This is a genomic window from Rhodoferax sp. (assembly GCF_039922535.1).
GTDB lineage: Bacteria > Pseudomonadota > Gammaproteobacteria > Burkholderiales > Burkholderiaceae_C > Rhodoferax_B.
On sequence record NZ_JBDTEM010000357.1, the window covers coordinates 1 to 10,331 of the forward strand.

General features: G+C 63.3%; 11 protein-coding genes. 4 read left to right on the plus strand and 7 right to left on the minus strand.

From position 1 onward, the window contains the following. On the plus strand, positions 1-514 hold a 514-nt coding region (locus tag ABI213_RS17000), incomplete at its 5' end, for a transposase domain-containing protein (RefSeq protein WP_348027959.1). 9 nt (positions 515-523) lie between these two features. Then, positions 524-1,339 (plus strand): IS4 family transposase, encoded by an 816-nt coding sequence (locus ABI213_RS17005; RefSeq protein WP_348027961.1) that lies wholly within the window; start codon positions 524-526, stop codon positions 1,337-1,339. A 52-nt stretch (positions 1,340-1,391) separates the two neighbouring features. Here ABI213_RS17005 and ABI213_RS17010 read toward each other — a convergent pair whose 3' ends face one another. The 6 genes from ABI213_RS17010 to ABI213_RS17035 all read right to left on the minus strand — a co-directional run bounded on the left by ABI213_RS17010 (position 1,392) and on the right by ABI213_RS17035 (position 7,104). Beyond that, positions 1,392-2,525 (minus strand): branched-chain amino acid ABC transporter substrate-binding protein, encoded by a 1,134-nt coding sequence (locus ABI213_RS17010; RefSeq protein WP_348027963.1) that lies wholly within the window; start codon positions 2,523-2,525, stop codon positions 1,392-1,394. 135 nt (positions 2,526-2,660) lie between these two features. Next, positions 2,661-3,908: an FAD/NAD(P)-binding oxidoreductase gene (locus ABI213_RS17015; protein WP_348008118.1), complete on the minus strand. Its 1,248-nt coding sequence runs from the start codon at positions 3,906-3,908 to the stop codon at positions 2,661-2,663. Continuing rightward, a complete protein-coding gene (locus ABI213_RS17020) occupies positions 3,908-4,141 on the minus strand; it encodes a (2Fe-2S)-binding protein (protein WP_348008119.1) in 234 nt (77 codons plus the stop codon). The genes ABI213_RS17015 and ABI213_RS17020 overlap by 1 nt, the downstream gene beginning before the upstream one ends. Then, on the minus strand, positions 4,138-5,244 hold the full coding sequence (locus ABI213_RS17025) for an FAD-dependent oxidoreductase (protein ID WP_348008092.1): 1,107 nt from the start codon (positions 5,242-5,244) through the stop codon (positions 4,138-4,140). Before ABI213_RS17025 ends, ABI213_RS17020 begins: the two co-directional genes overlap by 4 nt. Then, positions 5,241-6,179: a 4-hydroxyproline epimerase gene (locus tag ABI213_RS17030; RefSeq protein ID WP_348008093.1), complete on the minus strand. Its 939-nt coding sequence runs from the start codon at positions 6,177-6,179 to the stop codon at positions 5,241-5,243. The genes ABI213_RS17025 and ABI213_RS17030 overlap by 4 nt, the downstream gene beginning before the upstream one ends. A gap of 10 nt (positions 6,180-6,189) precedes the next feature. Then, a complete protein-coding gene (locus ABI213_RS17035; protein WP_348008094.1) occupies positions 6,190-7,104 on the minus strand; it encodes a dihydrodipicolinate synthase family protein in 915 nt (304 codons plus the stop codon). 298 nt (positions 7,105-7,402) lie between these two features. On the opposite strand from ABI213_RS17035, the gene ABI213_RS17040 reads away from it, so the two are divergent. After that, positions 7,403-8,065, plus strand: coding sequence for a GntR family transcriptional regulator (locus tag ABI213_RS17040; RefSeq protein ID WP_348008095.1), 663 nt, complete (start codon positions 7,403-7,405; stop codon positions 8,063-8,065). Positions 8,066-8,171: 106 nt separating this feature from the next. On the opposite strand, the gene ABI213_RS17045 is transcribed toward ABI213_RS17040, so the two are convergent. Next, a complete protein-coding gene (locus ABI213_RS17045; RefSeq protein WP_348008096.1) occupies positions 8,172-9,113 on the minus strand; it encodes a LysR family transcriptional regulator in 942 nt (313 codons plus the stop codon). Between the two features lie 105 nt (positions 9,114-9,218). On the opposite strand from ABI213_RS17045, the gene mmsA reads away from it, so the two are divergent. Beyond that, positions 9,219-10,331: CoA-acylating methylmalonate-semialdehyde dehydrogenase (gene mmsA / locus ABI213_RS17050; protein WP_348027965.1), on the plus strand; the 1,113-nt coding region annotated here is incomplete at its 3' end.

Consider the following 10,331-nt stretch of genomic DNA (forward strand, 5'->3'; position numbering starts at 1 on the left):
GTGTTCAACATGTTCCCTTTTTTGTTTTATGAGTTGGTTGCAAAGCGAGTTGTCGCAAACACTGGCGCGGACCCCGCCAAGCCTGGATCAGTTGAGCGCGTTGATCGATCCCCAATGGATTGAACAAGCCCTTCAAGCTACAGGCAAAACATCCATTCGCAGGCGCAAGCTACCCGCCGAGCACATGGTCTGGCTGGTCATCGGCCTGGCCCTTTTTCGCAATCAACCTACCTGGCATGTCGTTCGCCAGCTGGGTTTGACGCTGGACGGACAGCCCATGGCCGCACCCAGTGCCGCTGTCCAGGCTCGCCAGCGCCTGGGCGATGAGCCACTGCAGCAGTTATTTACCTTGCTCACCAGCGCATGGACATCGTCTGTGTGCGCTGCCCAGTGTGTGCAGGGCTTGCGCGTGCTGGCCGTCGATGGAGTCGTCTGGTCGGCGCTGGATACGCCAGAGAAGCGTCAATCGCTGGGATGCTGCGCCAACCAGCATGGGCCAGGCAGTTCCCCGTAGATACGCGCGGTGTGCCTCATGGACACCTATAGCCATGAGCTGCTGGATGCTCGCCTGGGTGCCATGACCCAAGGGGAGCTAACGCTGGCGGCTGCGTTGGCCGGCTGCGATCAGTCCCTCACTGTCTTTGACCGGGCCTACTTCTCGGCCGCATTCTTGCTGGACTGGCAAGAGCGCGGGCAGCAACGGCACTGGCTGATGCGCGCCAAGGACAACTTGCGCCACGAGGTGGTGGCCAGGAACGCCCCGGGCGACTACACGATTTCCATGCCGGTATCTCCCCGTGCACGCCGACTGCACCCCAAACTGCCAAGCCACTGGCAGGCTCGGCTCATTGAAGTTCAATTGGGCGGGCGCACCCGCCGCTTTATTACCTCGCTGACCGATGCCAAGCGCTACCCGGCTCAGCCATTGGCGCAGTTGTATGTCCAGCGCTGGGAGATTGAGTTGGGGTTTAGGGAAATAAAGCAGTCATTGCAGGCCGGAGCGTTCGCGTTGCGTAGCAAGCAGCCCCATCTGGTGCGTCAGGAGTTATGGGGCGTGCTGATCGCCTACACGCTGCTGCGCAGGTTGATGCGCCAGATGGCTGAGCACGTGAAGGTGGCGCCACTGCGAATCGGCTTTCACGCCACATCCATCGCCATCATCGATGTATTGCGCTTTGCACCACTGGAGTCAGCCGCCTCGTTGCCCAAGCGCCTGGCTCTGCTCTTTGAGCATGCCCATTTGTTCGTGATCCCTGCGCGGCGCACCCAGCGTTCATACCCTCGCGTCGTCAAGCGCCGTCCCATGAAGTACCCAACAAAAATGCCAGTCAGCTCTTAACTGACTGGCATTAGGCTTGCGCGGCCTTTTTATTTACCCGTCAAAGTGGCGATCAGTACGTACCCAGAGCCGATGGCATACCTGCCTTGAAGGTGTAGATGGTGATCGGGGCAGACTTCAGGTTGCCCTTGTCGTCAAACCCGAACGTGCCCGACATGCCTTTGTACGAGGTCTTGTAGATCTCGGCGCCGACCTTTTCTGGATCGACCGAACCGGCTTTTTGCATCGACTGGCCGATGAACATGGTCTGGTCGTAGAACGAAGGTGCGTAGGCATCGGGTTCAACGTTGAAACGCTTCTTGTACTTGGCCTTGAAAGCAGGGCCTTCGGCGGTCTTGTCCAGCACCGCACCGCCCTGGGCGCAGAAAGCGGTGTCAGTAGCGGCATCACCGGCCAGCTTGCCCAGTTCAGCAGTACAGATCGCGTCGCCGCCCAGCAGCTTGGCGTTGATGCCCAGCGACTTCATCTGGCGCAACATGGGGCCCGCCTGGGGTGCGTAGCCACCCAGCAAAATCACGTCAGGGTTCTTGGCCTTCAGGCTGGTCAGGATGGCGGAGAAGTCGGTGGCTTTGTCGGTGGTGAACTCTTGGCCCACGATGTTCAGGCCCAGCTTCTTGGCTTCCTTGCTGAACTCGTCTGCCAGACCTTGGCCGTAGGCGGTGCGGTCGTCAATGACAGCCACGTTCTTCACCTTCATGATGTTGGCCGCATAGAAAGCCAGGCGTGCGCCGATTTCGTTGTCGCCCGCCATGATACGGAACAGGTTTTTGTAGCCACCCATGGTGACCTTGGGATTGCTGCCCACGGTAGACACCACCACGCCGCCTTGGCTGTACACGCGGGACGCAGGAATGGCCACGCCGGAGCAGTAAGGGCCCATCACGTACTTGACGTTGCCGTCCACCATTTTCTGGGCCACGCTGACACCGGCTTTGGGATCGCACTGGTCGTCTTCCGAATCCAACTCGAACTTCAGGGTCTTGCCACCCACCACCATCTTCTTGGCGTTCAGGTCTTCCACGGCCAGGCGCACACCGTTTTCATTGTCTTTGCCGATGAAGGCATTGGGGCCCGACAGAGGACCGGTCACACCGATTTTGACGATCTGGTCTTCAGCGTAAGCAGTACCGGCCAGTGCCATGGCGGCAGCGCAGGCGAGGGTAATTTTGGTGAAGGTGGCTTGCATTGACTGTGTCCTAGAGAAGAGGTTGTAAAAACATGAAATCGGTCACGGACGCACTGTAGGCGGGAACCGCAATCAAGGGGAAAAAGAGTTTCTTTATGTAGCGAATATGAACTACTAGAAGTAAAACTTATATATTTATTCTCCTTTCTCATATAAAGCAGCAAGCGTGCCAATGCGCGCAGGTGCAAGGGGGTTGCGGGGCACGGGCGGTTCCCAGCCCTGTAAAAACTGCAAGGCCGTGCCGCAGACGCGGCCCTGGCAGGCGCCCATACCGCAGCGGGCATGCAGCTTGGCATCGGTCCAGCCTGCACAGGTCTGGAGGGAGGCATAGGGCACGTCTTCGCAGCGGCACACCAGCGTGTCAGGCTGGGGCAATTGTTTCAATTGCGGTGCCAGTGCAAAGCTGCGCGCCAACTGTTGGGCAAAAGCCTCCCAGCGGCTGCGTTCGGGCCACAGGCTTTGGGCGTCGGCTTGGTCCCCTACAGCGGCCAGACCCGCAATGCGGCCCTGCACCAAAGCCCGCTCGCTGCCACCCACACCCGTGCATTCACCTGCGGCGTAAATGTCGGCTTGGCTGGTGGCCTGCCAGGCATCTACCGCCAGCCCCGTGGGTGTGAGGCTGCAGCCCAGCAGTTGGCCCAGTTGGGTGTTGGGCACCAGGCCAAAGCCGCAGGCTACGCGGTCGCAGGCGATTTCGACCACATGGCCGCCCTGCTGCATTTGCACCGATCCGACTCTGCCCTGCCCTCGCACGGCCACCACGTGGCTAGAAGTACGGTACTGCGGACGTATGAGCGCCAGCGCCTGCAAAGCTTTGCGTGGCGACGCGGCCAGCCGCGCAGCAAAGCCCAGCACGGCCCCAAGACCCGCCTGCTCGGCAATGCGCACCACTTTGGCACCGGCTTTGTGCGCCGAGGCGGCAGCGGCCAGCAGCAAGGGGCCGCTACCCGCCACCACGATACGTTCACCGGCCACGGGCAAGCCCGATTTGATGAGCGCCTGCAAACCGCCCGCGCCGGTCACGCCCGGCAGCGTCCAGCCGGGAAACGGCAGCAGCAACTCTCGCGCACCGGTGCACAGAATCAGTGTCTTCCACTGGATAGTCCAGCCATGTTCGGCATCTTCAAGCAGCAAAGTATGCGGAGCTGGGGCGGAGATAACGCGTGCCCCGCTGTGGATGTGCACATTGGTGCAGGCCACCAGTTGCTCGCGCATGCGCCGCGCGGTCACCGGCACCTGTGCGTTCGGGCCGTCTCGCCAGATCTGGCCGCCAGGTGCCGGGTTGTCGTCAATGATGGCTATCGAAGCGCCACTAGGAGCCGCCGCCAAGGCCGCGGCCATGCCAGCCGGGCCCGCGCCGATGATGAGGATGTCGCACTGCATCACCGCGTCACCTCCACCCGCATGTCGGCGCTGCACGTCGTCTGGCAGGCCAGTCGGCGCACGCCGTTGATGGACACCCGGCATTCCTGGCAGATGCCCATGCCGCACAGCGGGGCGCGGGGCTCACCATTGACAGAAGTACGGGCAACGCCATTGCCCGCGATGGCCAGCGCGGCGGCGACCGAGCAGCCTACGGGTACCGCGACGGCTTGGCCGTTGATCTGCAGATTCACGCGCATGCCGCCTCCGCAAAGCGTTGCAGGCCATAGGGCGCTGCGTCCAGGGGCGGCGTGCCACCGGTCATCAAAGCGGCCAGCACGTCCGCCGTACCCAGCGCGGTCGTCACGCCCAGGCCTTCGTGCCCCACGGCCAGCCACAGGCCTTCGCGCTCCGGGTGCGCACCCAGGATAGGCAGGCTGTCGGGCGTGGCAGCCCGCAGGCCGCACCAGCTGCGGATGGCGTTGAGGTCGGCCAGGCCGGGCATATAGGTCAGCGCGCGTTGCAGCATGGCTTGCAGCATCTCCGCCTCTACGGTGGTATCCATGGTGTCGAACTGGCGGCTCGACCCCAGCAGCAACTGCCCGGTGGGGCGCGGCTGCAAATTAAAAGCCACCGACGGCCCCACACTGTGGTGCGCGCTGGTCACGTAGCCCAGTTCCACCAACTGGTGGTGCACCGTGCCGGGGTAGCGGTCGGTAATCAGCAAGTGACCCTTTTTGGGCCGAATGGGCAAGCCGGGGCAGAGCGTGGTGGCGTGGATGCCGTTGGCCAGCAGAATCTGCGGGGCCTGGCGCGTGCTGCCGTCGGCCAGACGCACAGAATTACCATCAATATTGGCCACCAGCGCATATTCCACCTGCACAAGGCGCTCATTTTTTGATAGTAACCAGCGGGCCGCGTTGGGCGCGTACACAATGCCGTCGCCCGGCACTTTGAGTGCACCCGCCAGGCCCGGGCGCAAAGCCGGTTCAGCCAGGGCCAGTGCTTTGGCATCCAGCAGATGGCAGGCGATGCCGTGGTCTTGCAGGCGCTGGCGCTTGTCTTCGGCTGCCGCCATCTCGATGGCATCGGCCGCCACCCACAACGTGCCGCAGCCGCTAAAGGCGCAGTCTGCGGGCATCTGCGGGGCCAGGGCGCGCCACTGCGCCACGGAATACTGGCTCAACGCCAGTTCGGCCGGGTTGTCGTCCATCACCACCAGGTGACCCATGCCCGCGCCGGTGGCACCACCGCGCTGGGCATCCAGCACCAGCACGCGCTGGCCCGCCTGCGCTAGCGCGTGGGCGCAAGCCGCGCCGACGATGCCTGCGCCGATGACGATGACATCGGGGTTCATGCCAGGGCAATGCCCCAGGCGAAGGGGTCGTCTTCGGCGATCAGCAAGGTCGATTCGGCACACACATGGGCGCGGCCCCGGATGGTGGGAATCACCTGGCCGTTCTCCACCGCATACGAAGCTTCAAAACGGCTGCCGATCACGCTGGCCTGCTGCCACAACGCACCCGGAGCCAGCTTGCCGTCTGCCGCCAGACAGGCGATCTTGGCGCTGGTACCGGTGCCGCAGGGCGAGCGGTCGTAGGCCATGCCGGGACACAGCACGTAGTTGCGGCTGTCGGCCCCCTGGTCATCGGGACCAAACAATTCGATGTGGTCGATTTCTGTACCATCGGCTCCGGTGATGCCTTGCGCCTTCAGCGCGTCGCTCAGCGCGCAGGCGTAGGTGGTCAGCGCGGTCAATTGGTCGCTGGCCACGCGCAAGCCGTGGTCGTTCACCAAGAAGAACCAGTTGCCACCCCAGGCGATGTCGCCATGCGCCACCCCGTAGCCCGGCACGTCCACCGCCACCTGCGTGGCAAAACGGTAGGCGGGCACGTTGCGCACGCTGACCGCGCCGTCTGCGTGCAAAGTGGCCTCCACCGTGCCGACCGGGGTTTCTATCTTGTGCACACCCGGCTGGATGCGGCCCATGTGCGCCAGGCTGACCACCAGGCCGATGGTGCCGTGGCCGCACATGCCCAGGTAACCGGTGTTGTTGAAGAAAATCACGCCCGCCGCCGCGTCCGCCGCCACCGGTTCGCACAGCAGCGCGCCCACGATCACATCGTTGCCGCGCGGCTCCAACACGGTGGTGGCTCGCCATTGGTCGTGCTGCGCGGCCAGCACGGCGCGGCGCTCCGCCATGCTGCCGGTGCCCAGGTCGGGAAAGCCACCAATGACCAGCCGGGTGGGCTCGCCGCCGGTGTGGGAATCGATGATTTGGATGCGCTGCATTCGGGTTTCCTTACATGACGGATTGGTATTTTGCAGGCCGCGTAGCCAGCGCCTTGGCCACCACGCCTTCGATGAAAGCGCGCTCCTCGCCGATCAGCGGCAAACGCGGACGGCGCATGTGTTCGCTGCCCACACCCACCAGCAGGTCGATCAGCTTCAGGTTTTGCACCAGCTTGGTGGACACGTCCAAATGCAGCATCGGCGTCATCCACTGGTAGAGCTTCAGCGCTTCGGCAAACTTGCCTTCTTGCATCAGGTCGTACAGCGCCACGGTTTCGCGCGGGAAGGCGCAGCCCACGCCGGCCAACAGGCCGTCGCAGCCCAGCGCCAGGCCTTCAAAGGCCAGATCGTCCACGCCCAGGAACAACTGGTAGCGCGTACCCAGCAGGTTGCGCAGGTCGGTGATGCGGCGGATGTTGTCGGTGCTTTCCTTGATGGCGACGATCCATTCGCAATCGGCCAGCTCTTGCATGTGCTCAGGCTTCAAATCGACGCGGTAGGCGACAGGGTTGTTGTAGACCATGATGGGCTTTTGCGCGGCGTTGGCCATGGCGCGCACATTCAGCATGGCTTCGCGGGCATCGGCCACGTAGATGACGGAGGGCATGACCATGTAGCCATCCACACCCAGCTTGTTCGCACCGTCGATGTAGCGCAGGGCTTCGCGGGTGCTGGTTTCCGACACATTGGCCAGCACCGGGATACGGCCCTTGGCGGCTTTCAGGGCGATGTCGGCGACCTGCAGCTTTTCTTCCAGCGTCAGCGTGCTGGCTTCACCCAGCGAACCGCAGGTGACCAGGCCGTGGATGCCGTTGGCAATTTGAAATTCGATGTGCTTGGCCGTGCCTTCCGCGTCGATGCTTTCATCGGCGTGGAACTTGGTGGTGATGGCGGGGAAGATGCCTTTCCAGCGGGGCAATGTCATGGTGTGTTTCCTTGGGTAATGGCTACACCCCCAGACTGCAGTGCTTCGCACTTTCCGCCAACCCCCTTGCAGGGGGCAACACCAGCAGCCTGGCAAAGCCAGTTATGCGGTGTTCTTGGTAGAAGGCGCTCAGTCTGCATGAGGAGGCTAGGTAGTCCGGGTTGAGAGATAAATAGGTGACAGAAGCAATCTTAATATATTAGAAACATATTTAAAATATCTTTTTGCACTTGTGCAGATTGCGTGCCAGATTTTTTTTGGTCCAATGCACCATTGCCATGCACACCAACGGACCACCATGCCCAAACTCGCTCCCCCGCCAGCGCCCAAGCGCCGCGCCGCCGACCTGGCCTACGACGCGATCGAGACGCTGATCTCCACCCTGAAACTGGCCCCCGGCAGCCCGGTGGTCGAAGGCGATCTGGTCGAGTTGACCCAGCTGGGCCGCACCCCCGTGCGCGAGGCGCTACTGCGCATGGTGTCGATAGGGCTGATCGTGCAGCAGCCCCGGCGCGGCCTGCTGGTGTCCAACATTGACCTGGCCGACCACCTGGATGTCGTGCACACCCGGCGCGTGCTCGAATGCCTGATCGCCGCCTGCTCCGCCCGCCGGGCCACGGCGCTGCAGCGTAAAGACATTGTGCGCTGTGCCGAAAAAATGGTGCAGGCGGCAATGCGCGGCAACCTGGTCGATTACATGGCCGCCGACCTGGCGCTGGACCAGGTGAACCACCAGGCCAGCCACAACCATTCCGCCGTCAAGGCCGTGGTGCCGCTGATCGTGCAGTGCCGCCGCTTTTGGGTGGCCTACCAGCATGAAGGCGATATTGTGGAAGCCGCGCACGCCCACATGGAGCTAGCCCAGGGCATCGCCAGTGGCGACGAGGCGGCCGCAGCGGGCGGGGCCACGCGCTTGATGGACTACCTGCAGGGCTTTGCGCGGCGGGTGATTGATAACTAAGTTCGACAACTGAAAGCAGTTGCTCCTGTTTTTGACATCAAAAACAGGAGCTTCTAGCGCATATGAAACCTGCGCTAAAAGCCAATTTGGCACCTGAAAAACAGCCCTATTTTTCCGAATCTTCCCCGCCACCGAATCCCCCGACCAGCGCCTGCCGCAGGTAGTTCACAAACGCCGTCACCGCGCGCGGCACATGGGCCGTGTAGGGGCGGATGGCGTAGAGCTGGTCGGCATAGCCGCCCACCAGTTGCCAGTCGGGCAGCACGGCCACCAACTTGCTGGCGCGCAGGCTGCTGGGCAGGCTGAAGTCGGGCAGCAGCGCAATCCCCAGTCCGGCCACGGCGGCATCGCGCAGCGCCTCGCTGTTGTTGGCCGACAAGACACCGGACACCGGCACCGTCACCCGCTCCCCTGCGTTTTCAAAGGTCCAGGCCGGCGTGTCCTGCGCCCTTGGGTAGTGCAGGCAGCTGTGGGTGCGCAAATCTTCGGGGCGCAGCGGCGTGCCGCGTTTGCGCAGGTAGGCGCGGCTGGCCACCAGCAGCGAACGGGTGGCGCACAGCGTCCAGGCCACGTGGGTGTCGGGCGGCGCGGCGGTGTGGCGGATGGCCAGATCAAACCCCTCGGTGGCCAGGCTGGACAAACGGTCTGACAGCTCCAATTCGAGGCGCACGTCCGGGTACTCGCGCAAAAAATCGGCCAGCCGGGGCACCAGTTGCTGCCGCGCAAACGCTACCGGGGCGGTCACCCGCAGCAGGCCGTGCGGCGCGTCGGCCAGGTCCCGCACCTGGGCGAAGCTCTGCGCTATCTGATCGAACGAGGCGCGGGTGTCGTCCACCAGGCGCTGGCCCGCCTCGGTCAGGCGCACGCTGCGGGTGGTGCGGCGCACCAGCGGCACGCCGGCCATGCTCTCCAGGTCCGCCATGCGCTGGCTCATCGCCGCCTTGCTCACGCCCAGCCGCGCCGCCGCCGCCGTGTAGCTGCCCTGCTGGGCCAATACCGTCAGCCAGTGCAAATGGCTCCAGAGTTCGTTGATTTTCTGCTCGTTCATGGCTCTATTGTTCACTATTCTGAACAATCAATTCAAGTTTTCGGCCTTGTAGTGCAGGGGGTGCATGCCTACACTGCAGCCTCACTCCACACCACGAGACACCCCATGACCACAGCGATCGATTCCACCGAAATTGCCCAGTACCTGCACGGCGTGCGCACCACCGGCAGCAGCACCCGCACCCAGCCGGTGTACAACCCCGCCACCGGCAAGGTCAGCCGTAACGTGCGCCTGGGCAACCAGCAAGACGTGGATGCCGCCGTGGCATCGGCCAAGGCCGCCTTCCCCGCCTGGTCTGATACGCCGCCCATTCGCCGTGCCCGCGTGCTGTTCAAGTTCTTGGAACTGTTAAACAAGCACAAGGACGAACTCGCCCACATGATCACCGCCGAACACGGCAAGGTGTTTACCGATGCGCAGGGCGAGGTTGCACGCGGCATCGACATCGTCGAATTCTCTTGCGGCATCCCCCAGTTGCTCAAGGGCGACTTCACCGACCAAGTGTCCACCGGCATCGACAACTGGACGCTGCGCCAGCCCTTGGGCGTGGTGGCTGGTATCACCCCGTTCAACTTCCCCGTGATGGTGCCGATGTGGATGTTCCCTGTGGCGATTGCCGCAGGCAACACCTTCGTGCTCAAGCCCAGCCCCATCGACCCCAGCGCCAGCCTGTTCATGGCCGATTTGCTGAAACAAGCCGGTTTGCCAGACGGCGTGTTCAACGTGGTCCAGGGCGACAAGGAGGCCGTGGACGCGCTGCTGGTGCACCCCGACGTGAAGGCCGTGAGCTTCGTCGGCTCCACCCCCATCGCCAACTACATCTATGAAACCGGTGCCCACCACGGCAAGCGCGTGCAGGCCCTGGGCGGCGCGAAGAACCACATGGTGGTGATGCCCGATGCCGACATCGACCAGGTGGTCGATGCCCTGATCGGCGCAGGCTACGGTTCGGCCGGCGAACGCTGCATGGCGATTTCGGTGGCCGTGCTGGTGGGCGACGTGGCCGACAAGGTGATCCCCAAGCTGCTGGCCCGCACCAAGACGCTGAAAGTACTGAACGGCACCAACCTGGCCGCCGAAATGGGCCCCATCGTCACCCCCGTGGCCCACGCCCGCATCACCGGCTACATCGAGCAAGGCATCAAGGAAGGCGCACAGCTGCTGGCCGATGGCCGTGGTTTCAACGGCGCAACCGCTGGTGAAGGCTGCGAAGAAGGT